Below are 24,787 nucleotides of genomic sequence, written 5' to 3' on the forward strand. Positions count from 1 at the left end.
CCCCCCTGCCCGGCCACGCCCACATCGCCCACCGCGACGGCGCCCTGCACGTCGAAGGCGTCGCGCTCGACGCGCTGGCACGCACGCACGGCACGCCGCTGTTCGTCTATTCGAAGCAGTGGATGCTCGATGCCCTGGCCGCCTACCAGCGCGGCTTCGAGGGCCGCGAGGCACTGATCTGCTACGCCATGAAGGCCAACTCCTCGCTCGGCGTACTGCGCGTGTTCGCCGAAGCCGGCTGCGGTTTCGACATCGTCTCGGGCGGCGAGCTGTCGCGCGTGCTGGCCGTGGGCGCCGACCCGAAGAAGATCATCTTCTCGGGCGTCGGCAAGACGCGCGCCGAGATGCGCCAGGCCCTGGCGGCCGGCATCGCCTGCTTCAACGTCGAGAGCGAAGCCGAGCTCGACGTGCTCAACGAGGTGGCGCTGGCCGAGAAGGTGCGCGCACCGATCAGCATCCGCATCAATCCGAACGTCGACCCGAAGACGCACCCGTACATTTCCACGGGCCTGAAGGGCAACAAGTTCGGCATCGCGCACGACCGCGCGGTGCAGGCCTACCAGCACGCCGCCCGGCTGCCGGGCCTCGAGGTGGTCGGCATCGACTGCCACATCGGCTCGCAGATCACCGAAGCCTCGCCCTACCTGGACGCCTGCGACCGCGTGCTCGACCTGGTGGAAGCCATCGAGGCCGCCGGCGTGCCGATCCATCACCTGGACTTCGGCGGCGGCCTGGGCATCGACTACAACGGCGAAGTGCCGCCCAAGGCCGATGCGCTGTGGCAGCAGCTGCTCGCCAAGCTCGACGCGCGCGGCTTCGGCCAGCGTAAGCTGGTGATCGAACCCGGCCGTTCGCTGGTCGGAAATGCCGGTGTCTGCGTGACCGAGGTGCTCTACACCAAGCCCGGCGAAGACAAGAACTTCTGCATCGTCGACGCGGCCATGAACGACCTGCCGCGCCCCGCGATGTACCAGGCCTTCCAGAAGATCGTGCCGCTGCGCGAGCGCGCCGGCGACGCACCGACCTACGACGTGGTGGGCCCGGTCTGCGAAAGCGGCGACTGGATCGGCCGCGACCGCGCACTCAACGTGGTGGCCGGCGACCTGCTGGCCGTGCTGTCGGCCGGCGCGTACTGCATGAGCATGGCGAGCAACTACAACACGCGCGGCCGTGCGGCCGAGGTGCTGGTGAGCGGCGCCACAACGAAGCTGATCCGTCGCCGTGAGACGATGGAAGACCAGCTGCGCGCCGAGATCGACGGCTGATCCGGTCTCAGCCGGTGCGCAGCGGCTTCTCGCTGCCGCGCACGGCCACTGCGGGCCTGGCCTGGCGCTTGCGCGCGAAATTCCAGACGCGCCACGCCAGCAGCACCCCGATGATCGCGGCATAGACGAACACTTCGGCGAAGTTGTTCTTGCCCGCGCGCATCCAGAAGAAGTGCAGCAGCCCGAGCCCCGCGATCACATAGACCAGCTTGTGCAGCAGCTGCCAGCGCTTGGCGCCCATCGCCTTGATCGCGCGGTTGAATGACGTGGCCGCCAGCGGCGTCAGCAGCACGAAGGCCGAGAAGCCCACCAGGATGAACGGCCGCTTGGCGATGTCCTTGGCGATCTCGCCCCACTCGAAGCCCATGTCGAACCAGCTGTAGCACAGCAGGTGCAGCACCACGTAGAAGTACGCGAACAGGCCCAGCATGCGACGCAGCCGCGCCAGCGCGTTGAGCTTGGCGATCACGCGCAGCGGCGTCACCGCCAGCACGATGCACAGGAAGCGCAGGGTCCAGTCGCCCGTCGCGCGGATCAGGAACTCGGCCGGGTTCGCGCCCAGCCCGTCGGTGAAGGCACCGAAGGCCAGCCGCGCGAACGGCAGCAGGCACAGCAGGAAGACGACCGGCTTGGTCGCCGGGTGCATGAGCAGCTTGTTCAGCATGGCGCAACGACCGGGCGGGCGCGCCCGCTCAGTAGTTCTTCTTCAGGTCCATGCCGGCGTAGAGCTGGCCGACCTGCGCCTCGTAGCCATTGAACATCTCGGTCTTGCGCCGCTTTGCGAACAGGCCGCCGCCGTCGCCGATGCGGCGCTCGGTCGCCTGGCTCCAGCGCGGGTGGTCGACGTTCGGGTTCACGTTCGAATAGAAGCCGTACTCCTGCGCCGCCGCCTTGTTCCAGGCCGTGCTCGGCTCCTTCTCGACGAAGCGGATCTTGACGATCGACTTGGCCGACTTGAAGCCGTACTTCCATGGCACCACGAGCCGCACCGGCGCGCCGTTCTGGTTGGGCAGCACCTCGCCGTACATGCCGAAAGCCAGCAGCGTGAGCGGGTGCATCGCCTCGTCCATGCGCAGGCCTTCGGTGTAGGGCCAGTCGAGCACGCGCGAGCCGACGAAGGGCATGGTCTTCGGGTCGGCCAGCGTCACGAACTCGACGAACTTGGCATTGCCCTGCGGCTCGACCTTCTTGATGAGCTCGGCCAGCGAATAGCCGACCCACGGAATCACCATCGACCAGCCCTCGACGCAGCGCAGGCGGTAGATGCGCTCTTCCTGCGCGCTGAGCTTGAGCAGGTCCTCGATGCCGTACTTGCCCGGCTTCTTGACCAGGCCTTCGACCTCCACGGTCCACGGCCGCGTCTTGAGCGTGCCGGCGTTCTTCACCGGATCGCCCTTGTCGACGCCGAACTCGTAGTAGTTGTTGTAGCTGCTCGCGTCCTTGTAGTCGGTGAGCTTTTCCATGGTCTGCGCGCCCGGCACGGCCGACTTGGCGCCCGGCAGCAGGGCCAGCTTGTGCGGGCCGGTCGCCTGGGCGAAGGCCTCGCGCCCGGCGAAGGTGGCGAGCGCCGCACCCGCGGCACCGCCGGCCATCAGCTTGAGCAGGTCGCGCCGGCCTTCGTAGGCGGCGCGCGGCGTGATCTCGCTCGACAGCGGATGGGTGAAACCCTGGGTGTCGCGACGGTGCGAACGGGAATGGAACGACATGGCAGGCCTTTCGCGTGAATCGTTGTGCTCAGGGTAGTTCGTGACATGCCCCGGTTTGGTTACGCGCCATGGCGGCGCGTGGTTTCAATTCTTCGCAAAAGGCGCCAGGCCTGCGCTTACAGCGTGCCGTAGCTGTGCAGCCCGCTCAGGAACATGTTCACGCCGAGGAAGGCGAAGGTGGTCACGGCCAGGCCGGCCAGCGCCCACCAGGCCGCCACGGTGCCGCGCAGGCCCTTCACGAGGCGCATGTGCAGCCAGGCCGCGTAGTTGAGCCAGACGATCAGCGCCCAGGTTTCCTTCGGGTCCCAGCTCCAGTAGCCGCCCCAGGCATCGGCCGCCCACAGGGCGCCGAGCACGGTCGCGATGGTGAAGAAGGCGAAGCCGACGGTGATCGACTTGTACATGACGTCGTCGAGCACCTCGTTGGCCGGCAGGCGCGCCGCGATGCGCTTGCGTCCCAGCAGGATGCCCGCGGCGATCAGCGCCGAGATGCCCGCGTAGATCACCCAATAGCTGCCGCCGGCTTCCTGCACGCGCTGGCGGAAGGCCACCGGCACGAAGCACAGCGCCACGCCCAAAAGCCAGATCGGCGTGAGCTTGTACCAGCGGGTCTCGCTCGCCTGCTCCTTGATGAGGTACGCAAACGCGACCATCGCCGCGAGCGCGAAGGTGCCGTAGCCGATGAAGTTGGCGGGCACGTGCAGTTTCATCCACCAACTCTGCAACGCGGGCACCAGCGGCTGGATTTCATGCGCTTCGCGCACGATCGTGTACCAGAGCAGGAAGCCCACCGCCGCGCTCACCACCAGCATCACGAAGGCGCCCAGCGCGCGCGTGTTGTAGCGCTCTTCGAAGTAGAGGTAGAACGCAGCCGTCAGCCAGCAGAACAGCACGAACACTTCGTACAGGTTGCTCACCGGGATGTGGCCGATGTCCGGGCCGAGCTGGTGGCTTTCGTACCAGCGCACCATGGTGCCGATCAGCGCCATCGTCACGGCCGCCCAGGCCAGGCGGGAGCCGATCAGGTCGAAGGTGTCGGCCTGCTGCTTGCCGGCGGCGAAGCCGATCCAGTAGAACAGCGTGCTCATGAAGAACAGCACGCTCATCCAGAGGATGGCCGACTGGCTCGACAGGAAGTACTTGAGCCAGAACACCGAGTCGGCGCGCGCCAAGTCGCCCTGGTAGGAGCTGATGGCCAGCAGCGAGGCCGCGGCCACCACCAGCGTCAGCACCCGCAGCGGGCGCCAGAACCAGCAGATGCCGATGACCGAAATCAGCGCGGCCACGAGGATCGGCTTTTCGTAGCTGTCCATCGAGCCGGCGTGGCGCATGAAGGCGAACGCGCCGCCGGCCAGCACCAGCGCCGCGAACACCCAGTCGAACAGGTTGCGGCGGGAGAGCCAGCTTTCGTGGAGCGTGAGGGTCGTGGTGTTCATGGTGACGCCGGTTCTTCTTTCTTCAGGGCGAGCAACCTGTGCTTCAGGTGCTCGAATTCGCGATCGCTGTCCAGGGTCTTGCGGTTGACCGAGAACGCCATCGTGGCGACCGTTTCGCGGCCGTCGTTGTCTCCAGAGGCGCCGCCGCCGGGTGTCAGCCACACCCACAAACGGCGCTCGCGCACGTACAGCATGGCAAAAATACCGACGATCAGCAACAGACACCCCAGATAGACGATGTTCTTGCCAGGGGCGCGTGCCACCTGGAAGACGCTGGCCTGCACCTGGGTGAAGTCGGTCATCATCATCGCGACCGGCGCCGGGTAGAAGTGCGCGTCGCTCAGGGCCAGCACGGCCTGCGTGAGGTAGCCCTGCGATTTCTCGTCGTTCGGCAGCGCGGCCAGGCCGGCGCCTTCGCGGCTCAGGTTGAGCACTTCGAACAGCACGTCGTTGAGGATGCGCACCAGCACCGTGCCGGCGCGCTCGCGCTCGGCCTCGGGCACGTTGGCCTCCATGAATTCGGCAATCGCCTGCCAACCGCCCTGCGACGCGGCGTCGGCCTTGGCGCGCTCGGCGCCCGAGAACAGCGCCAGCGCGCGGGCGGCCGACACGCGCAGCTGCTCGGCCATTTCGGGGCGCTTGGGGTCGGTCGCCTTGGCGATGTAGCGCTGGATGGCGCGCTCGCGCGTGGCAGGGTCGCCCAGCGCGGTGCGCATGCGCACGAAGCCGTCCATCGAGCCCTGCTCGTCGGCCGGCACGCGCAGGTAGCGGAACGGCTCCTCGGGCTTCTCGCGCATGCCCAGCAGGAACACCGGCTGGCCGTCGCCGGCGTCGACCGGCACCATGTAGTTCTGGTACTCGCGCGCCTGGCCGGCCGCATCGCGCAGCTTGTAGCCGATGCTGGGGCCGATGTTGCGCAGCACCTTGGGCTTGTTGGTCTTGTTGGCCGCGCCCAGGCGCGACTCGATGCCGTGGCGCAGGTCGACCTTGCGCACGTCGGCGCCGCTGCCCATGGCGCCACCGTCGGCGAAGTTCTCGACGTTGATCACCCGCAGCGCGGCGTACTCGAGCGTGAGCTTGTCCTTGCCATTGGTGATCTCGGTGCTCGGGCCACCGATGATGCCCTCGACCTCGAAAGGCTTGGCCGCGGCCGCCATCGGCACCGCCTTGAGCTTCACCGTGGAGCCGCCGTCGTCGAAGCTCGACTGGTAGATCTCCACGCCCTTGTAGCTGGCCGGATGGTTCACCTCGATGCGCGCGGGCACCTGCTCGCCGCTCTCGCGGTCGTGCAGCACCACCTCGCTGGCGAACAGCTTGGGCATGCCGGTCGAGTAGTAGTCGACGATGAACTTCTTCAGCTCGATGGTGAACGGCAGCTCCTGCAGAAGCACGCCGTCGGCCTGGTTCAGGATGGCCACGTTGCCCCGCCCGCCCTCGGGCACGAGGATGTTGCCGCGGAAGGTCGGGTTGGCGGTCGACAGGCGGTGCTCGGGCGCCACGTCGGCAATCATGCCGCCGCCCGTGAACACGCTCTTGCCGTTGAACCAGGTCTGGGCGCGCACCACCAGGTCGCCGTCGAGCAGGCCGCCGATGCACACCAGCACGATGGCGCTGTGCGCGGCGATGTAGCCCAGCTTGTGCGCGCCGCCGGCGCGCGCAGCCACCATCCAGCCGGCCGCGGCCTTGCCGTCGGCGCTGGCGTTGCGCTGCTGCAGCTTGACCTTCCAGCCGCCGCTCACCAGCAGCTGGCCGATGCGGTTGGCCGCCATGTCGGGCGTTTCCGCCAGGCGGTTTTCGGCGCGCTGACCGAAGGCCTTGAGGCTCTGCGCGCGGATGTCTTCCTTGAAGGTGCGCAGGTCGATCAGGATGCGCGGCGTGTTGCGCGCGACGCACAGCGACGTGCTGATCACCAGGAACAGCAGGATCAGCAGGAACCACCAGGCGCTGTAGACCGAGTCGAGCCGCGCCGTGCGGAACAGCTCGGTCCAGAAGGGCCCGAACTGGTTGATGTAGTTGTTGATCGGCTCATGCTGCTTGAGCACGGTGCCGATGATCGAGGCGATGCAGATGACCGTGAGCAGCGCGATCGCGAAGCGCATCGACGACAGCAGTTCCACCGCGGCGCGAAGCAGCTGCGGGCCGCGATGCACGCGAAGGCCATGGGTGGAGACGGTCATCGGGAGGGAACCAGGAAAGAGGAAAAAAACAAAAGGGCGGGCCATCCTCCTGGATCGGCCCGCCCTTTGTTTGGGATTTTTATCGGCGGTTAGTTCACGCTGGACAGCGCGACGGCGGAAATCAGCGCAGGCCGGCGATGTAGTCGGCGACAGCCTTGATTTCGCGGTCGTTGAGCTTGGCGGCCACGCCGTTCATGGGCGAGCTGTTCAGGCGGACGTTGTCGCGGAAGGCCACGAGCTGGGCCACGGTGTAGTCGGCGTGCTGGCCGCCCAGGCGCGGGTACTGGGCCGGCAGGCCGGCACCGTTCGGGCTGTGGCAGCCGGCGCAGGCCGGGATCTGGCGATCGCCGATGCCGCCGCGGTAGATCTTCTCGCCGAGGGCGACCGTGTCCTTCTCCTTCGAGAAGCCCGGCTTGATCTTCTTGGAGCCGACGAACCAGGCGATGTTGCGCATGTCTTCTTCGGACAGCGCCGACGCCAGCGGCTTCATGATGGCGCTCTTGCGCTTGCCGGACTTGAAGTCCTGCAGCTGCTTGAGGATGTATTCGGGGTGTTGTTGCGCCAGCTTGGGGTTGGCTGCGATGGCCGAGTTGCCGTCCGCGTTGTGGCACGAAGCACAGCTTTGGCTGTTGGCCGGCGTCGCATTGAACAGCGTGTCGCCCTTGGCGGGATCGGGCTTGGCCGGCTTGGCGGCTGCCGCTGCGGGGGCAGCTGCATGCTCATCGGCTGCAAAACTCGCGCTGGCTGCGACGCCCATGAGGGCTGCAAGCAGAATATTGGCAAACAACTTCATATCGGGGGCTTCGAATTTATGGCGCAAAACCCCGCGATTCTACAATGGCGCCCCGTTCCGAAAGCCCATTGATGACCTCCCCGCGCGCCAAGTCCGCCGCTTATCCTCCCCGCGCGGCCCCTGCCGTGGACCCGCAGGTCGCTGAACGCGAGCGCGTGGCCCTCGGTTGGCTGCACACCGCCCACTTCCTGACCAGCGCTCCGCAGCTGGAACACCTGCCCCCGGTCGACCTGCCCGAGATCGCTTTTGTCGGCCGATCCAACGCTGGCAAATCGACCGCCATCAACACCCTGACGCAGCAGACACGGCTGGCCTTCGCCTCGAAGACGCCGGGCCGCACGCAGCACATCAACCTGTTCGGCATCGGCAAGCAGAAGGTCGACGACGCCGTGCTGGCCGACCTGCCGGGCTACGGCTACGCCGCCGTGCCGAAGGAAGCCAAGCTGCGCTGGCAGCGCGTGATGGGCAATTACCTCATGACGCGCGAAAGTCTGCGCGGGGTTGTCCTGATGTGCGATCCGCGCCACGGCATGACCGAGCTCGACGAGATCCTGCTCGACGTGATCCGTCCGCGCGTCGAACAAGGCCTCAAATTCCTGGTGCTGCTGACCAAGTCCGACAAGCTCACCCGCACCGAAGCCGCCAAGGTGCTGTCGATTACGCGACTGAACGCCGGCGGCGGCGAGGTCAAACTGTTCTCGGCCCTGAAGAAGCAAGGGGTCGGCGAAGCGGCCGAGCTGCTGTGGCGCTGGGTGCACCCCGACGACGCCGCGCCAGCGCCCGCGCCGCCACCGGCCGACGACGCCTGATGCGCTAGAGGAACCGGCTGCATCGAGCGTCCCGCCTGCGAAGTTCACTATCAAAACAATAGCGACAGTCAACCCAAGGAGACACGAAGCATGATCGAGACCTTCCAACGCAGCCTGCCCAACGGCACCACCCTGAGCTGCCGCGCCGCCGGCAAGCCGGGCCAGCCGCTGATGGTGTTCCTGCACGGCTTCCCCGAAGCCGCGTTCATCTGGGACGAACTGCTCGCCTACTTCTCGGACCCGGCCCACGGCGGCTACCGCTGCGTGGCGCCCAACCTGCGCGGCTTCGAGAAGTCCAGCGCGCCCACGGAAGTGGCCGACTACAAGGCCCACCTGCTGATCCAGGACATCCAGCAGCTCGTGACCACCGAGAGCGCCGACGGCACCATGGCCGCGCTGGTCGCCCACGACTGGGGCGGCGCCTTCGCCTGGGGCTACGCCAACGCCTTCCCGCAGCAGGTCGGCAAGCTGGTCATCATCAATTCGCCGCACCCGGGCACCTTCACGCGCGAGCTGCGCAACAACCCGGCGCAGCAGCAGGCCAGCGCCTACATGCACTTCCTGGCGCGCCCCGACGCCGAAGCCCTGCTCGCGGCCGACGACTTCAAGCGCATGTGGCCCTTCTTCCTCTTGATGAAGGCCGGCCCGGACGGCTTCGGCTGGCTCACCGAAGAGGTGAAGCAACAGTACCGCGAGATCTGGAGCGCGGGCCTCACGGGCGCCTGCAACCTGTACCGCGTGACGCCGATGAAGCCGCCGCTGCCGGGCCAGACCGTCGACAGCATTCCGGTGCTGCCGCGCGAACGCCTCACGGTGACCATGCCGACCTTCGTGTTCTGGGCACTCGACGACGCCGCGCTGCTGCCGGGCCTGCTCGAAGGGCTGGAAGAGTACGTGCCCAAGCTCGAGGTCAAGAAGGTGCCGAACGCCACCCACTGGATCGTGCACGAGCAGCCGCAACTGGTCGCGCGTGAAATCGAAGGCTTCCTGGCCCGCAATCAGTAAATCGGCGGCTCGCCTTCCGGGCGGGTCTTGAAGCGCCGGTGCACCCAGTAGTACTGGGACGGCATCGTGTCGATGTAGCCCTGCAGGCGCTCGTTCATGAGCGCCGTGTCGGCCTCGACGTCGTCGGTCGGGAAGTTCTGCCACGCCGACAGCACCTGGATCTCGTAACCACCGGGCGTGAGCTTCGCCACCACCGGCACCACCTTGGCCTTGCCCAGCCGCGCGAAGCGCGAGAGCGAGGGCACGGTGGCCGCCTGCACGCCGTAGAAGGGCACGAAGATCGTCTGGTCGCGCCCGAAATCCATGTCGGGCAGCAGGTACAGCAGGCCGCCCTTGCGCAGCCCCGCGAGGATGGGCTTGATGCCGTCCACCCGGTTGAGCGCCGCCACGTCGCCGAAGCGCGTGCGGCCTTCGCGGATCCAGGCGTCGACCATCGGGTCGCGCTGGGTCGTGTAGATCGTGGCCGACGGGCGCGCCGTGTGCATGGTGAGCGCGGTGGCCGCGGCATCGAGCCCGTAGAAGTGCGGCGCGAACAGGATCATCGGCGCGTCGCCCTCGGCGATCTCGCGGATTTCCGAGGCCGCGCCCACGATCGTGAGCCGGCTCTTCACCACCTTTTCGGGCGCATGCCACAGCCAGCTGCGGTCCAGCCATGACTGCGCGACGAAGACGAAGGTCTCGCGTGCGATGGCGCGGCGCTCGGCCTCCGATTTCCCGGGGAAGCACAGGGCCAGGTTCCGGTCGACCACGCGCCGCCGCGGCACGGCGATGGTGTGCAGCAGGCGGCCAAGGACCCTGCTGAAGCCGCGCACGAGCGGCAGGGGCAGCGGGGCCAGCACGCGCATGAAGCCGATACCGAGTCGGGAACTGAGGCTCATGGCGCAGCCCCTCCGGCGGCATTGGCCACCACGGCGGGTTCGCCGCGCGGCTCCTTGTAGCGCGCGTAGTCCCACACGTACTGCCCGGGCAGGCTGTGGATCAGGCGGCCGATGCCGTCGTTCATGGCGGCGGCGGCGTCTTCGATGGACGCCTCGGGGTCGGTGAGCGCGGTGCCGACGATCGGCTCGAAGCGGATCACGTAGCCCGCGCCGCGCGGCAGGCGCTCGCACACGCTGAGGAAGCAGGCGGCGCCGGTCTGTTGGGCCAAACGGGGAAGCAGGGTCATGGTGTAGGCGGGGCGGCCGAGGAAAGGCGCCCACACGCCCTGCCCCAGCGGCGGCACCTGGTCGGGCAGGATGCCGGTGTAGCCGCCGCCGCGCAGCGTGCGGATCAGGCCGCGCACGCCGGTGTTGTTGGTCGGCAGGGTCTGCAGACCGGGCCGGTCGCGCGAGCCCGCGGCGATCAGGTCGGCCATCCATTTCTTGCGCGCCGGACGGAACAGCGCGGTGATCGGCCCGAAGTCCGCGAGAAAGCGCTCGCCGATGGCCTGGCCGCACATCTCCCAGCTGCCCAGGTGCGGCGCCACGAGGATCACGCCTTTTTTCGCGCGCATCGCGGCCTCGAAGGCCTCGACGCCTTCCCAGCGCACCACGCGCGTCAGCACGCTCTCGCCCTGCGGGCGCAGCCACAGCCAGGGCAGCTCGGACGCCATGTGGCCGGCGGCTGCGATGGCGGGACGGTACTGCGCGGGCGAGAAGCCGGCGCTCTCGGCGTTGGCCTTGAAGCGGCGGCGGTAGTCCGGCGCGCACCACCAGACCAGCCATCCCAGCAAGGCGCCGAGCCGATGCATCAACGGCATCGGCACGCGGGCAAGCAGGCGGAACAGGGTGATCATTGAACGGGGAGGGGGAGAGAGTCAGGGAGGGTCAAAAGGCGGACGCGCGCGCATGGTATTGCGCGGCTCGAATAGAATGCAAATTGTCGCCGAGTTACGGAACAACTTGCAGGGCGACACCCACAAGCGCGAATGCGATTGTGTCCCGTCGATTCATCGACATCTGCTAAAGCGTTCGCCAGGGCTCCGCAGAGTTGGCAACGCGCCAATTGAACTTCAAGGAGTGACCACAGTGGCGAACGACTTTCTCTTTACCTCCGAATCGGTCTCCGAAGGCCATCCCGACAAGGTCGCGGACCAGATTTCGGACGCGATCCTCGACGCGATCTTCGAACAAGACCCCCGCAGCCGCGTCGCCGCCGAAACGCTGACCAACACCGGCCTCGTGGTGCTTGCCGGCGAGATCACGACCAACGCGCACGTCGACTACATCCAGGTCGCGCGTGACACCATCAAGCGCATCGGCTACGACAACACCGAGTACGGCATCGACTACAAGGGCTGCGCGGTGATGGTCTGCTACGACAAGCAGTCCAACGACATCGCCCAGGGCGTGGACCACGCCTCCGACGACCACCTGAACACCGGCGCCGGCGACCAGGGCCTGATGTTCGGCTACGCCTGCGACGAGACGCCCGAGCTGATGCCCGCGCCGATCTACTACGCGCACCGCCTCGTGGAGCGCCAGGCCCAGCTGCGCAAGGACGGCCGCCTGCCCTTCCTGCGCCCTGATGCCAAGAGCCAGGTCACGATGCGCTACGTGGACGGCAAGCCCCACAGCATCGACACCGTGGTGCTCTCCACGCAGCACAGCCCCGACCAGAGCGAAACGCCGACCAAGATGAAGGCCTCGTTCAACGAAGCCATCATCGAAGAGATCATCAAGCCCGTGCTGCCCAAGGAATGGCTGCAGAACACGCGCTACCTGATCAACCCGACCGGCCGCTTCGTCATCGGCGGCCCGCAGGGCGATTGCGGCCTCACCGGCCGCAAGATCATCGTCGACACCTACGGCGGCGCCTGCCCGCACGGCGGCGGTGCGTTCTCCGGCAAGGACCCGTCCAAGGTCGACCGCTCGGCCGCCTACGCCGCGCGCTACGTGGCCAAGAACATCGTGGCCGCCGGCCTGGCACGCCAGTGCCAGATCCAGGTGGCGTACGCCATCGGCGTGGCCCAGCCGATGAACATCACGGTCTACACCGAAGGCACCGGCGTGATCCCCGATGAGAAGATCGCCGAGCTCGTGCGCGAGCACTTCGACCTGCGTCCGAAGGGCATCATCCAGATGCTCGACCTGCTGCGCCCGATCTACCAGAAGACCGCCGCCTACGGCCACTTCGGCCGCGAAGAGCCCGAGTTCACCTGGGAAGCCACGACGCAAGCGGCCGCACTGCGCGCCGCAGCCGGCCTCAAGTAAGCACTGCGACTACCGGGTCTCAAGGCCCGCCGTCCCCTCGGGGCGGCGGGCCTTTTCCTTTTCGTGGTGCGTTCGCTCAGAAGCGGTACGCGCCGCTCAGGCCCACCGTCCAGTTGCGCCCCGGCGCGGGCTCGTAGAAGCGCGCATTGCCTTCGTTGACGATGACCGAGCCCATGTAGCGCCGGTCGAACAGGTTGTCGACGCGCGCGAAGGCGTTGAAGTCCCAGCGCTCCCACTTCTTCAGGTAGCCGGCGTACAGCGCCGCCACGGCGTAGCCGTGCGCGCTCGCGGTGTTCAGGTCGTTGGCCTGGATGCGGCTCAGCGCGCGCATCTCGACGCCCGCGCGCCAGCCCTCGGGCGGCACCCAGCCGAGCGAGGCGAACAGCGACTGCCGCGCGATGCCCGGGATGCGGTTGCCCGCGTTCACCGCGTTGCTACCCGCGCAAGGCGACGGCGAGCAGAACGCATCGCGGTAGGTCGCGTCCAGCCAGGTGTAGGCGACCTGCGTGCGCCAGTGGTCGGCCGTTTCGTGCTGCCAGCCCAGCTCGAAGCCGTTGCGCCGCGTGCGCCCCGCGTTCTGGAAGGTGGCGCGGCCGCCGCTGTTGGTGGCGGTGACGATCTCGTCGCGCGTGCGGGTGTGGAACAGCGCCGCCGTCAGCAGGCCGCCGCCCAGCCGCGCCTTCGCGCCCACCTCGAGGCTGTCGTTCACCGACGGCCGCAGCCCGAAGTTGAGCCCGCTCGCGCCGCCCGGGCGGTACGACAGCTCGTTGAGCGTCGGCGTCTCGAAGCCCCGGCCGACCGAGCCGTACACCGCGAGATCGGGCGTGGCCTGGTAGCGCAGCGAGGCCACGGGCAAGGTCTTGCTGTAGCTCGCGCTGCCGCTGTCGTTGCGGTTGGCGCCGGCTATGTACAGGTCGTGCGAATCGAAGTGCACGCGGCTGCGGCGCACGCCGGCCTCGAGCGTCCAGCGCTCGGCAAAACGCCAGGCCGCCTGCGCATACGGATCGAGGTTCCAGACCTCGTTGCGCTCGTTGCGGCGCAAGCGCCCCTGCACGCCCAGCAGGGGCGCGGCCACCGGGCCCAGGTAGTTCTCGTAGCCACGGCGGCGCTCGCGCAGGCTGTCGTAGCCCAGGCCCGCCACGAGGTCGAAGGGCCGGTCGGCCAGCTGCAACGCGGCGGTCCAGCGCAGGTCGACGCCGCCGTACTGGCGCGTGAGGTCGATCACGCCGCCCGCATGCAGCGGGCTCTGCTGCGCCGACGGCGGGATCGACTGGAACTGCACGGTCTTGCGTTCGCCGCCATAGACCATGAACTGCAGCGCCTGCTCGGCATTCAGGCGCCGCTCGTAGCGCAGGCCGACCTGCGTCTGCTCGACCGTCTTGCGCGTGTCGTACTGCAGCGCGAGCGGCGCCTTGCGCGGTGCCTGCGCGACCTGCTCTGCCGTCAGGCCCAGCGGGTCCTGCGCCTCGATGCGCACGCTGTTGAACACCAGCGTCAACTTGTCGCCGTTGTCGAGCGCAACGCCCAGCTTGCCGTTCGCGATGTTGCGCCGCGCGGCACTCTGCTCGCGCCAGCCGTCGGTGCGAAAGTGGCTCGCGCCGAGCAGGTAGTCGACCGCGCCCTGCGAACCGCTCACCTGCAGCGACTGGCGCCAGCTGCCGAAGCTGCCGCCCGCCAGCGAGTACGACAGGCGCGGCGCGCCCTCCCCCGATGCGGTGAACGCCTGCACCACGCCGCCCGACGAATTGCCGTACAGCGCCGAGAACGGCCCGCGCAGCACTTCGACGCGGTCGACCGAGCCGATGTCGATGTTCGAGGTCTGCCCCTGCCCGTCGGGCAAGGTGGCCGGAATGCCGTCGACGTACAGGCGCACGCCGCGCACGCCGAAGGTCGAGCGCGCGCCGAAGCCGCGCACCGACAGCTGCAGGTCCTGCGCGTAGTTCATGCGGTTCTGCACCTGCAGGCCGGGCACGGCGCCCAGGCTCTCGGACAGGTTGACCTGCATCCGGCTGTCGCGCATCTCGTCGCCGTCGACGCGGTCGACCGAGCCGGGCACGAGAAACGGAGACAGCGTGCCGCGCGGCGTGGAAACGGTGACATCGCGCAGCGTGCCGGCCGGCGACGTGGCGGGCTGCTGGCCATGCACGGCCAGCGGAGCGCCCAGGATCAGCAGGCGAAGCGGATAGGAGAGTGCGGCATTCATCGGCACCGATTCTGCGTCGGTGCCCTGCCCCTTCCGCCTAGCGGGAACCCGTGCGCGGCGACCGGCGCCAGCCGTACCAGGCGCACACGAGCACCGGAATGCCCAGGCCGACCCAGGCCACCATGTCGCCGAGGCCGCCGTCGCTGAACAGCGCGGTGATGAGGCCGACCGTGGTCATCACGCCCAGCGCGATGGGCCAGCCCCACATGCGCCAGAAGGACTGGTGCGGTGCCTTGTGGTGCGTCGTCATGCCTGCACCTTCATGGCCGGTGCCGGGTCAGGCTGCGGGCCCGATACCGTGGCGGGCGCCGCAGTCGTCGTGGTCGTCCGGGCCGGCACGGTGTTGCCGCGCTTGAGCCACAGGTACAGACCGCTGCCCAGCACGATGATGGTCGCAATGTCCAGCAGCGCCCACAGGATCTGCATCGGCATGCCGCCGTAGTCGCCGAAGTGCAGCGGCTGCGACACCAGCAGGCCCGTGAGGTACCACGGCATCTTCGGCGCCGCCGTGACCTCCGCCGTCTTGGCATCGACCAGCACCGGCTGCAGCAGCTTCGAGGTGAAGGGCTCGTTGCCGCGCAGGAAGAAGGTCGTGTGGTGCGGGCTCGAGAACGAGGTGCCCGGGAACGCGATGAACGACAGCTTCATGCCCGGCGCCTTCTGCATCGCACCTTCCATCGAGCGCTGCAGCGAGCCGCGCTCGGCCACCGGCACCACCGGCTCGTTCTTGTAGGGCGCGAGCAGCGTGCTGAGCTGGTCGTACTGCCAGTACTTGATGATCAGGTCGGCCCAGGTGTTGATCATGCCGGTGGAGCCCACCACGAACAGCCACACCAGCGTGACGATGCCCAGCAGGTTGTGCAGGTCGAGCCACTTCAGGCGCGGGCGCTTCTCGCGCCGCACGGTGCCGAAGTCGAGCTTGCGCATGAACGGCGAATACAGCACCACGCCCGAGACGATGGCCACCAGCAGCAGCAGTCCCATGAAGCCCAGGAACAGCTTGCCCGGCAGCCCGGCGAACAGGTCGACGTGCAGCTTGAACATGATGTACATGAAGCCCTGGCTGAACTCCGGCTGCGCCAGCACGACGCCGGTGCGCGCATCGACCGCCACCGACTTGAAGTCTTCGGTGGGTTCGGGCGTGGGCGTGAGCGTGACGAACCACAGGCCGTCGTCGTCCTCGGGCTGCGAGACGAACTGCACCACGCGATCGGGGTGCTTGGCGCGGCCGATCTCGACCACCTTGTCCAGGCTGATACGCGGCGTGTTGGCCGGCATCTTCGGCGCCTCGACCTCGGTGCCCAGCAGGTGGCCGATCTCGTGGTGGAAGATCAGCGGCAGGCCGGTGATGCACAGCAGCAGCATGAACACCGTGCACACGAGGCTGCTCCACTTGTGCACCCAGGCCCAGGTCTTGATCTTTCGGCTGTCCATGTCGTCGTGCGTCGTTGGGTGGAGAAAAGGCTAGAAGCGGTAGGTGGCGCTCGCCACGATGTTGCGTCGCGCACCGTACCAGCAGTCGCCGCGCGACAGGCAGGTGCTGAAGTACACCTTGTCCGTCACGTTGTTGATGTTGAGCGCATAGCGCCACTGGGCCGTATCGTAAGCAAACACCAGGTCGGCCAGTGCCACGCCGGGAATGCGCGGGCCGGTGCCGAACTGGGTGTCGCGGAACGAGCTCATCACGCGCACGCCAGCGCCGGCCGAGAAGCCGCTCATGCCGGCCACCGAGAACCTGTACTTGGCCCAGAAGCTGGCCTGGTGCTTGGGCAGGCCTTCGATCTGCGCGTCGGCATCGGTGTAGTTGTAGTGGGCGATCAGGTCGAGGTTGGCGCCCACCGAGCCCTTGGCTTCCAGCTCCACGCCCCGGGTCTTGGTGAGGCCGCGCTGCGAGAACACCTTCGGCTGCTCTTCGACGATCTGGTTCTTCTCGCGCAGGTCGTACACCGCGGCGCTGAAGGCCATGGCGCGATTCTTCGGCTCGTACTTGACGCCCGCTTCCCACTGCTCGCCGCGCAGCGGCGAGAAGATGCGGCCTTCGCGTGGCGACTGCGGCGTGAACGACTCGCTGTAGCTCAGGTACGGCGACCAGCCCGAGGGATGGGCGTACATCACGCCCAGTCGCTTGGTGGTGGCGCTGCTCTTTTGCTCGTCGCTGCCGGCGGCGCTGGACACGGCCCGGTCATGACGCAGGCCGGCCACGAAGATCCAGTTGTCGAGCTTGATCTGGTCCTGCAGGTACAGGCCGGTCTGGCGCTGGCGGGTGCGCGGACGCGCCACACGCTCGGGCTCGTCCACGTGGCCGTACACCGGCGCATAGAGGTCGATGGTGTCCGCGGTGGTACCGCCCCAGACGTTCTCGCGTTGGCGCGCGAAGTCCGCGCCCACGAGCAGCGTGTGCTGGAGCGCGCCGGTCTGGAAGTGGCCCTCGACGTGGTTGTCCAGGGTCTGCGTGCGGTTGCGCGTCAGCTGGCTGTCGAAGTAGCGGGGGAACACGCGCTTGAAGATCGGGTCGGTCGACCAGCTGTCGAAGCCGCTGAACGCGCCGCCGTAGTGGTAGCGGTTGTCGTTTTCGTTCTTCGCGTAGCGGAAGTTCTGGCGCACGGTCCAGCTGTCGTTGAACTTGTGCTCGAACTGCCAGCCGAAGGTCTGGCGCTCGCTGTTGTAGTAGTCGCCGGCCTCGCCGATGAAGCGGCTGGCGGGCACGCGGCCGTTCGGGTTCGGCAGCAAGGTGCCTTCCCACGGCAGGAACTGCGAGCTGCTGCCGCTCTTGTCCTTCTGCCACAGGCCCTGCAGCGTGAGCGAGGTCGCCGCGTTGGGCCGCCAGGTGAGCGAGGGCGCGATCACGCTGCGGTCGTCGGGCACGTTGTCCACCTGCGAATCGGACTTGCGCTGCAGCGCGATCAACCGGTACGACAGCGAGCCGTCGGCATTCAGCGGACCGGTCAGGTCGGCCTGCACCTGCTTGCGGCCGAAGCTGCCGAACTGCACGCCCACCTCGCGCTGGGCCTCCTGCAGCGGCCGCTTGCTGACCATGTTGACCACGCCCGCCGCGGTGCCCGCGCCGAACAGCATGCCCGAGGGGCCGCGCAGCACCTCGAGGCGCTCCAGCGTGTAGGGCTCGGTGCGCGTGGTGCTGGTGTAGTAGCCGTAGGCCTGGCGCAGGCCGTCGAGGTAGATGTCGGGGTAGGCGCCGCGCACGCGGATCGAGTCGGTGCGCGAATCGACACCGTAGGCGTCGGAGCGCACGCCTGCCGCGTAGTTGAGGGCGTCCTGCAGGTTGTTGGCGCCCTGGTCGACCATCTGGTCGCGCGTGATCACGGTGACGGACTGCGGCGTTTCCGACAGCGGCGTGTCGGTCTTGGTGGCGGTGACGGCGTTCTTCGCGCGGTAGCCGATCACGGGCGAGGTGGCGGTTTCGGCTTCGGCATTTGCATCGACGCGCACTTCAGGCAGCGACCCCGTGCCGCCCGTTTGCGCCAGAACGTGCTGCTGCGCGTAGATCGCCAGGCAGCCCACCAGCACCGAAGCGGCCCTGCGCCGCGCCCTCATTCTTGCCATGTTTTTATTGCTCATTGAACACTATTGATAACAATTCGCATTCTATTGTCAAGAAAGTCGCGGTCCACGGGTTTTCCAGCACACGGGGGCGAAGCGTTGCAAAACCGCCGCGGTCGCCGCCGCGAGCCGGGCTACGATGCCGCCCGGACGCCCTTGCGTGCGCTGACAGGCCCCATGCTCAAGCTCCTCGCCTCGTTGTTTCCCGCGCTGCGCGGCCCGGCGCTGGTGCTGGTCGTGCTGGTGCTCACCGGCTGCGCCGGCCTGCCGCCGCGCCTGCCCGATGGGCCGCCCTCGATCGCCATTCCCGCCTCGGCCGCCACCCCGCTCGGCCATGCCGCCGCCAGCCTCGATTCGCCGCCTGACGGCCTGTCGAGCATGCGGCCGCTGATCGAGGCCTCGTTCGCGCTCGATGCGCGGCTGGAGCTCATCCGCCGCGCCCGGGCCTCGCTCGACGTGCAGACCTACCAGCTCGGCAACGACAAGACCGGCCGCCTGCTGCTGCGCGAACTGCGCGACGCCGCCCGGCGCGGCGTGCGCGTGCGGCTGCTGCTCGACGACTTCTACACCGCCGGCATGGACCGCCTGCTGCTCGGGCTGGCCGCCGAGCCGAACGCGCAGGTACGGCTGTTCAACCCTTTCGTGAACGCGCGCGATCACTCGTCGCTGCGCTGGCTGGAGTTCTTCGGCGATTTCCGGCGGCTCAACCACCGCATGCACAACAAGCTGTTCATCGCCGACGGGGCCATGGCCATCGCCGGCGGGCGCAACCTCGCGGACGAGTACTTCCTGCGCAGCGAGAGCGCCAACTTCATCGACTTCGAGCTGCTGCTGGCCGGCCCGGTGGTGCCGCAGTCGGCCGGGATCTTCGACACCTACTGGAACAGCGACGTGGTCTACCCGCTGCAGCGCATGGCCGGCACGACGCTCACGCCCGACGAGCTCAAGGCCGCCTTCGACGCCGCGACCTCGCCCGCCTTCGCGCCGCTGCCCGATCCGCTGGCCGCCACCGACCTGCTGGGCGACCTGCCGCTGGGTGCGCAGCTGGACAACATCGGCGAGACGCGCTGGATCCGCGCCGAGGCCACCGCCACCGCCGACAGCCCGAACAAGGCCCTGGGCACGATGGCGCGCCCGCAGGAGTCGCTGGCGCAGCGCTTCCACGAGATGCTGGGCGCCGCGAAGTCGAACGTGGTGGTGATCTCGCCCTACTTCATTCCCGGCGACGAGGGCATGGAGCGCATCCGCATGGGCCGCGACCACGGCCTGAGCATCACCGTGGTCACCAACTCGCTGGCCGACAGCGACGAGCCGCTGGTGAACATCAACTACAACCGCTACCGCGTCGACATGCTCAAGCTGGGCGTGAACCTGTACGAGGTGAGCACGCAGCAGCTCAAGCGCAGCGGCCAGTTCCGCAGCCTGCTCAAGAAGGCGCGCGGACGCCTGCACGCCAAGCTGGCGCTGGTCGACCGCCAGTGGGTGCTGCTGGGCTCGATGAACCTCGACCCGCGCTCGGCCCTGCTGAACACCGAGTTCGGCGTGCGGGTGCGCAGCTTCGAGCTCACGCAGGCGCTGCTCTTCGCCTACCAGCTGGACGACATGGAAGGCGTGTACCGCGTCGTGCTCAAGCCCGACGGCCAGAACGTGCAATGGATCGGCACCGGCGACGTGCACAACGAGGTGCTCGACAGCGAGCCCGACTCGAGCATGCTCACACGCCTGCAGCTGCTGCTGTTCTCGTGGTTCGTGCCGACCGACCAGCTGTGAGCGGCGAGCGGGCGGCCCCGCGTCGCATCCTTGCCACAAATGCAAACGCCTCGCATTTAGCTCTTTAGAATCCAGCCCGCCGCGTCCAGCGGCCGTCATGGCGTACAGCCACGGAGCTTCTTCCGTCCGTGCTGCGCCATTGCCTCACCCAGACATTTCCAGTTCAAGGCAGGGCACGACAACGCCCTTCGTCTCTCGCGACGAAGGGCGTTGTCGCGTACGGCTGCGCCTGCGTGGCGCCGCCCTCCAAGAACAAGCACAACCGGACAACATGAAGCCCTCCTCCCGCACCGCCACCCGCCCCGCCACCCCCTCGCGCCCGCTGTGGCCCCTTTCGCTGCTGGCCGGCGCCGCCCTCGCGTCGCTGTCGGGCGTCGCGCTGGCACAGACCGCCGCCACGACGCTGAAGGAAGTCACCGTCAGCGCCGAGGACGACAAGGGCTACGCTCCCGCCGCCGCCAGCACCGCCACCAAGGGCAGCGCGCCGCTGCGCGACGTGCCGCAGGCCGTCAACGTGCTGCCCGAGCAGCTGCTGCGCGACCAGGGCGCCGTGTCGATGCAGGACGCCCTGCGCAACGTGCCGGGCGTGAGCTTCAACCACGGCGACGGCCAGCGCGACCAGGTCGTGATCCGCGGCTTCAGCGGCATCTCCGACTGGTTCGTGGATGGCGTGCGCGACGACGCGCTGTACTTTCGCGACCTGTCGGACACCGAGCGCATCGAGGTGCTCAAGGGCCCGGCCGCCGTGCTCTACGGCCGCGGCTCCTCGGGCGGCCTGATCAACCGCGTGACCAAGAAGCCCGTGTTCGAGCGCCGCTTCGGCGAGGTCTCGCTGGGCCTGGGCAGCCACCACTACACGCGCAGCACGATCGACCTGAACACGCCCATCGGCGAGAACATGGCCTTCCGCCTGAACGTGGCGGGCGAGCAGTCGGACAGCTACCGCGACCAGCAGTTCACCGACCGCCACAACATCGCGCCCTCGCTGGCAATCAGGTTCAGCCCGCAGACCGACCTGCTGCTGCAGTACACCAACCTGCGCGACCAGCGCCTCACCGACTTCGGCATTCCGGCGCTCAACGGCCGCCCGGTCGACGTGCCCATCGGCGCCTACTACGGCTCGGCGCACGGCAAGCGCGACGACACCGTGACCAGCAAGGTGCAGACCTTCACCGCCACGCTGAACCACCGCTTCAGCGACGCGCTGAGCCTGCGCAACACCACGCGCTATTCGAGCTACCACCTGGACCGCAACAACACGCTGCCCAGCGGCACCACCGACCCGGTGCGCCTGACGGTGGGCCGCACGCGCGGCATCGTCGACCGCGACGAGAGCGGCTGGTTCAACCAGACCGACCTGACCTGGCGCAACGACCTGGGCGGCTTCAAGCAGGAGTGGCTGGTCGGCGCCGAGTTCGGCGTGCAGCGCAAGCGCCTCTTCAGCGTGTCTTCCGCCACAGGAGCGCAGCGCGTGAACCTGTTCAGCCCGGTGGCGGACCCGCTGCCGATCCCGCTGGCCACCTACCTCGCCGACGGCGCGATCCCGAGCAACAGCGAGTTCAAGACCGCGGCCGTGTACTTCCAGGACCAGATCACGCTGGCGCCGCACTGGAAGGCGCTGATCGGCGGGCGCTACGACGTGTTCAAGCAGGACACCAGCTTCGAGCGCAAGCTCGCGCCGCTGGAACGCACCGACCGCAAGTTCAGCCCGCGCGCCGGCGTGGTGTGGCAACCCGACACGGTGCAGTCGTACTACGTGTCGTACAGCCGCTCGTTCCAGCCTTCGGGCGAGAACTTCGCGCTGTCCACCGGCAACATCGACAACGCGCCCGAGATCACCGTCAACAAGGAAATCGGCGCCAAGTTCGACCTGCTCGACGGCGGCCTGAACCTCACGACCGCGCTGTTCAACCTGGAACGCTCGGGCATCAAGAACACCGACCCGAACAACCCGCGCCGCCAGATCAACGTCGGCACGCAGCGCACCAACGGCCTGGAGCTTGCGCTCAACGGCCGCCTGCCGGGCCGCTGGGACGTGAGTGCGGGCTATGCCTACCTCGACGCGAAGATGACCAAGTCGCTCGCCACCGTGAGCTCGCTGCAGCTGCCCGTGGGCGCCGCGATCCCGGTGCAGGGCAAGACCGCCGCGCTCACGCCGCGCCACTCGGCCTTCGTGTGGGCCATGAAGGACCTCGGCCACGGCTTCAGCGCCGGCGGCGGCCTGAACTACGTCAGCGCGCGCTATGCGTCGCTGAGCAACCTCGTCACGCTGCCCTCGTACCTGACCGCCGACCTCGCGGCCAACTACAAGACCGAGCGCTACGAGATCGCGCTGAACCTGAAGAACATCGCCAACCGCAAGTACTACGTCTCGGCCCACGGCAGCGTGGACAACCTGATCCTGCCGGGACCGGGGCGCGAGGTGCAGCTGACGCTGCGCGCGAAGTTCTGAGAAGGCCTCAGGTCGCCGCCGCCGTCCTGCGCCGTTGCAGCCACGTGACCCACCAGGCGCCCGCCGTGCACAGCACCAGGTAGACGACGGCGACCAGGATGTAGACCTCGACCACGCGCCCGTCGCGTTGTCCCACTTTGCTGGCGGCGCCGAGAAAGTCGTTCAGGCTGATCACGTAGACCAGCGAGGTGTCCTTGAGCAGCGCGATGGTCTGGTTGATGAGCGAGGGCGTCATGTTGCGAAAGGCCTGCGGCAGGATCACGTGCCGCATGGCCTGCCCCGGCGACATCCCCAGCGACTGCGCCGCCTGCATCTGGCCGGCGCGCACGCTGCCGATGCCGGCGCGGATGATCTCGCAGTAGTAGGCGGACTCCGCGAGCACGAACGCCACGAGCGCGGCGTAGATCGGCCCGACGCCGAGGTTCGGGTCGCCGGTCACGGCGCGCAGCACCACCGGCATCAGGAAGTAGATCCACAGGATCGTGAGGATCAGCGGGATCGAGCGGAACAGGTTCACGTACCCCGCCACGAGCGCCGCCACCGGCCGCGGCGCGAAGATCCGCGTGATCGCCAGCAGGGTTCCCAGGCCGATGCCCGCGGCCATGGAGGCCGCCACCAGCAAGGCGGTCATCTGCAGGCCCTGCAGCAGGTAGGGCCAGGCGCGCTGCAGGGCGACCCAATCGAAGTCGTAGCCCATCACGCGGCGCCCAGCAGCCCGGGCACGCGCACCCGATGTTCGATGCGGCGCATCAGCACGATCACGCCGTAGGTGATCGCCATGTAGATGAGCGTCGCCACGATGAAGGCCTCGAAGGGATGGGCGCTGAACTCGCTGAGCTGGCGCGTCTGCCCGGTGAGCTCCATGAGTCCGATCGTCAGCGCGACGGCCGAGTTCTTGAACACGTTCAGGAAGTCGGACGTCAGCGGCGGGATGACGATGCGCAGGGCCTGCGGCAGGATCACGTAGCGGTAGGCCGCCACGGTTCCCAGGCCCATCGCCATGGCCGCCTGCTTCTGGCTGCGCGGCACCGACTCGATGCCCGCACGCACCTGCTCCGCCGCCTTCGCCGCCGTGTAGAGCGTGAGGCCCACCAGCACGGTGAGGAACTGGTTCGCGGTCGGGTTCATCTGCTTGATCGCATGGCCCCAGGCGGTCGGCAACAGCTCGGGCACCACGAAGTACCAGAGAAACAGCTGCACCAGCAGCGGCGTGTTGCGAAAGCAGTGGATGTACACCGCCGACAGCGTGCGCGCCGTCCGGTGGGGCAGCGTGCGGGCCACGCCGGCGATCAGGCCCAGGCCCAATGCCAGCGTCCAGGCCAGCAGCGACAGCGCGACCGTCCACAGCAACCCGCGCACCAGCATCAGGCCGTACAGGCCCTCCCCCGTGACCGAGGGTTTGAAGAAGATCAACCAATCCCAGGTGTAGTGCATCGCGAAAGGTGCCGGGAGGCGGTTCGGTTCGTGAAGGGGTGGCCGCGCCCGCGCCTTACAGCGGCTGGTCGCTCGGATGGCGCACGAGGTCCTGCATGTCGGGCGACATCGGGAAGTTGACCGTCACGCTGCCCTTCACCGCGATGGGCTTGAGGAAGTACTTCTCGTACAACGCGGTGAACTCGCCCGATCGCATCATCCCGGTGATCACGCCGTCCACGAGCTTCTTGAACGCCGCGTCGCCCTTGCGCAGCATGCAGCCATAGGCCTCCTTCTGCTGCGGCACGCCGACCACCTCCCAGTCCGCCGGGTTCCTGGCGCGGGCGATGTTGCTGAACAGAATGATGTCGTCCTGCGTCGCGGCCACCGCGCGCCCCGTCTCCACGGTCAGGAAGTTCTCGTTGATGTCCTTGGCCAGGATGATCTGGATGCCCCACTTGTTCTTCTCGTTGAGCTGCCGCAGCATGCGCTCCGCCGTGGTGCCCGCGCTGACCACGACGTTCTTGCCCACGAGGTCGGCCCAGTGCTTGATGCCCGAGTTCTTGCGCACCAGCAGCCGCGCGCCCACGACGAAGAAGGTCGTCGAGAACGACACCTGGTTCTGCCGCTCGGCGTTGTTGGTGGTCGAGCTGCACTCCAGGTCGACCGTCTGGTTGGCCACCAGCGGAATGCGCGTCTGCGGCGTGACTTCCAGGGTCTTGACCTCCAGCCGGGCGAGCTGCAGGTCCTTCTTCACCTGGGCGACCACGCGCTGCGAGATTTCCCAGGCGAAGCCGGCCTGCTTGTTGTGGTCGTCCAGGTAGTTGAACGGGATCGAGGCGCCGCGCGTGGCCACGGTGATCGCCCCGGTGTCCTTGATCTTCTTGAGCGTGCCGTCCAGCGGCGATGCGGTCTGCGCGGCAACGCTTGCGCACAGCGCGAGGCCGGCCATGGCGAGGAAGGAACGGATCAACGCAGCGTGAAGGGTCGGCTTGAAAGTCATCGCAGG

General features: G+C 68.0%; 20 protein-coding genes. 6 read left to right on the forward strand and 14 right to left on the reverse strand.

Annotated elements, in window-relative coordinates; all coding sequences use genetic code 11:
* Positions 1-5: 5 nt before the first annotated feature.
* Positions 6-1,265: a diaminopimelate decarboxylase gene (gene lysA, locus AC3WQR_RS23075; RefSeq protein WP_492743946.1), complete on the forward strand. Its 1,260-nt coding sequence runs from the start codon at positions 6-8 to the stop codon at positions 1,263-1,265.
* A 7-nt stretch (positions 1,266-1,272) separates the two neighbouring features.
* On the opposite strand, the gene msrQ is transcribed toward lysA, so the two are convergent.
* From msrQ to AC3WQR_RS23100, 5 genes are all read right to left on the reverse strand, one after another.
* Positions 1,273-1,926 (reverse strand): protein-methionine-sulfoxide reductase heme-binding subunit MsrQ, encoded by a 654-nt coding sequence (msrQ, locus tag AC3WQR_RS23080; RefSeq protein WP_492743948.1) that lies wholly within the window; start codon positions 1,924-1,926, stop codon positions 1,273-1,275.
* A 31-nt stretch (positions 1,927-1,957) separates the two neighbouring features.
* Entirely contained in the window at positions 1,958-2,971 is a 1,014-nt protein-coding gene (gene msrP, locus AC3WQR_RS23085; RefSeq protein WP_159278438.1) for a protein-methionine-sulfoxide reductase catalytic subunit MsrP, read from the reverse strand.
* Between the two features lie 116 nt (positions 2,972-3,087).
* A complete protein-coding gene (gene ccsB / locus AC3WQR_RS23090) occupies positions 3,088-4,407 on the reverse strand; it encodes a c-type cytochrome biogenesis protein CcsB (RefSeq protein ID WP_095743751.1) in 1,320 nt (439 codons plus the stop codon).
* Positions 4,404-6,584 carry a cytochrome c biogenesis protein ResB gene (locus AC3WQR_RS23095; RefSeq protein WP_492743907.1) on the reverse strand — a complete coding sequence of 727 codons (2,181 nt, stop codon included), beginning with the start codon at positions 6,582-6,584 and terminating at the stop codon, positions 4,404-4,406. The genes ccsB and AC3WQR_RS23095 overlap by 4 nt, the downstream gene beginning before the upstream one ends.
* A 121-nt stretch (positions 6,585-6,705) precedes the next feature.
* Positions 6,706-7,377 (reverse strand): c-type cytochrome, encoded by a 672-nt coding sequence (locus AC3WQR_RS23100; RefSeq protein WP_095743749.1) that lies wholly within the window; start codon positions 7,375-7,377, stop codon positions 6,706-6,708.
* A gap of 71 nt (positions 7,378-7,448) precedes the next feature.
* On the opposite strand from AC3WQR_RS23100, the gene yihA reads away from it, so the two are divergent.
* Both yihA and AC3WQR_RS23110 read left to right on the forward strand, forming a co-directional pair.
* Entirely contained in the window at positions 7,449-8,186 is a 738-nt protein-coding gene (yihA, locus tag AC3WQR_RS23105; protein WP_307584259.1) for a ribosome biogenesis GTP-binding protein YihA/YsxC, read from the forward strand.
* A 90-nt stretch (positions 8,187-8,276) separates the two neighbouring features.
* Entirely contained in the window at positions 8,277-9,191 is a 915-nt protein-coding gene (locus AC3WQR_RS23110; protein ID WP_492743909.1) for an alpha/beta fold hydrolase, read from the forward strand.
* Here the strand turns inward: AC3WQR_RS23110 and AC3WQR_RS23115 are convergent.
* Both AC3WQR_RS23115 and AC3WQR_RS23120 read right to left on the reverse strand, forming a co-directional pair.
* Positions 9,185-10,069: an LpxL/LpxP family acyltransferase gene (locus AC3WQR_RS23115; RefSeq protein ID WP_492743911.1), complete on the reverse strand. Its 885-nt coding sequence runs from the start codon at positions 10,067-10,069 to the stop codon at positions 9,185-9,187. The genes AC3WQR_RS23110 and AC3WQR_RS23115 overlap by 7 nt on opposite strands.
* Positions 10,066-10,965 (reverse strand): lysophospholipid acyltransferase family protein, encoded by a 900-nt coding sequence (locus AC3WQR_RS23120; RefSeq protein WP_492686189.1) that lies wholly within the window; start codon positions 10,963-10,965, stop codon positions 10,066-10,068. The genes AC3WQR_RS23115 and AC3WQR_RS23120 overlap by 4 nt, the downstream gene beginning before the upstream one ends.
* A gap of 232 nt (positions 10,966-11,197) precedes the next feature.
* Between AC3WQR_RS23120 and metK the strand changes: the two genes are divergently transcribed.
* Entirely contained in the window at positions 11,198-12,382 is a 1,185-nt protein-coding gene (gene metK / locus AC3WQR_RS23125; RefSeq protein WP_062471813.1) for a methionine adenosyltransferase, read from the forward strand.
* A 76-nt stretch (positions 12,383-12,458) separates the two neighbouring features.
* On the opposite strand, the gene AC3WQR_RS23130 is transcribed toward metK, so the two are convergent.
* Genes AC3WQR_RS23130 through AC3WQR_RS23145 form a run of 4 tightly spaced genes read right to left on the reverse strand, consistent with a single transcriptional unit; the run spans position 12,459 to position 18,146 of the window.
* Positions 12,459-14,585, reverse strand: a complete 2,127-nt coding sequence (locus tag AC3WQR_RS23130; protein WP_492743913.1) for a TonB-dependent receptor domain-containing protein — start codon at positions 14,583-14,585, stop codon at positions 12,459-12,461.
* A 37-nt stretch (positions 14,586-14,622) separates the two neighbouring features.
* Complete coding sequence (locus tag AC3WQR_RS23135) at positions 14,623-14,835, reverse strand: hypothetical protein (RefSeq protein ID WP_070059960.1); 213 nt, start codon at positions 14,833-14,835, stop codon at positions 14,623-14,625.
* Positions 14,832-16,019, reverse strand: coding sequence for a PepSY-associated TM helix domain-containing protein (locus AC3WQR_RS23140; protein WP_492728418.1), 1,188 nt, complete (start codon positions 16,017-16,019; stop codon positions 14,832-14,834). Before AC3WQR_RS23140 ends, AC3WQR_RS23135 begins: the two co-directional genes overlap by 4 nt.
* A gap of 30 nt (positions 16,020-16,049) precedes the next feature.
* Positions 16,050-18,146 carry a TonB-dependent siderophore receptor gene (locus AC3WQR_RS23145; protein WP_487847984.1) on the reverse strand — a complete coding sequence of 699 codons (2,097 nt, stop codon included), beginning with the start codon at positions 18,144-18,146 and terminating at the stop codon, positions 16,050-16,052.
* A gap of 174 nt (positions 18,147-18,320) precedes the next feature.
* Between AC3WQR_RS23145 and AC3WQR_RS23150 the strand changes: the two genes are divergently transcribed.
* Both AC3WQR_RS23150 and AC3WQR_RS23155 read left to right on the forward strand, forming a co-directional pair.
* Positions 18,321-19,913 (forward strand): phospholipase D family protein, encoded by a 1,593-nt coding sequence (locus tag AC3WQR_RS23150; protein ID WP_492743916.1) that lies wholly within the window; start codon positions 18,321-18,323, stop codon positions 19,911-19,913.
* A gap of 271 nt (positions 19,914-20,184) precedes the next feature.
* Positions 20,185-22,365: a TonB-dependent receptor gene (locus tag AC3WQR_RS23155; protein ID WP_492743918.1), complete on the forward strand. Its 2,181-nt coding sequence runs from the start codon at positions 20,185-20,187 to the stop codon at positions 22,363-22,365.
* Positions 22,366-22,372: 7 nt separating this feature from the next.
* Here the strand turns inward: AC3WQR_RS23155 and AC3WQR_RS23160 are convergent, their stop codons facing one another.
* From AC3WQR_RS23160 to AC3WQR_RS23170, 3 genes are read right to left on the reverse strand one after another with little or no spacing between them, the layout of a single operon-like run.
* Positions 22,373-23,062, reverse strand: a complete 690-nt coding sequence (locus AC3WQR_RS23160) for an amino acid ABC transporter permease (RefSeq protein ID WP_095948311.1) — start codon at positions 23,060-23,062, stop codon at positions 22,373-22,375.
* Complete coding sequence (locus tag AC3WQR_RS23165) at positions 23,062-23,799, reverse strand: amino acid ABC transporter permease (RefSeq protein WP_062471835.1); 738 nt, start codon at positions 23,797-23,799, stop codon at positions 23,062-23,064. The genes AC3WQR_RS23160 and AC3WQR_RS23165 overlap by 1 nt, the downstream gene beginning before the upstream one ends.
* A gap of 55 nt (positions 23,800-23,854) precedes the next feature.
* Positions 23,855-24,781, reverse strand: a complete 927-nt coding sequence (locus tag AC3WQR_RS23170; protein ID WP_492743921.1) for a transporter substrate-binding domain-containing protein — start codon at positions 24,779-24,781, stop codon at positions 23,855-23,857.
* Positions 24,782-24,787 lie beyond the last annotated feature (6 nt).

It is taken from the genome of Variovorax sp. FW305-3-2-15-B-LB1, from assembly GCF_058787635.1.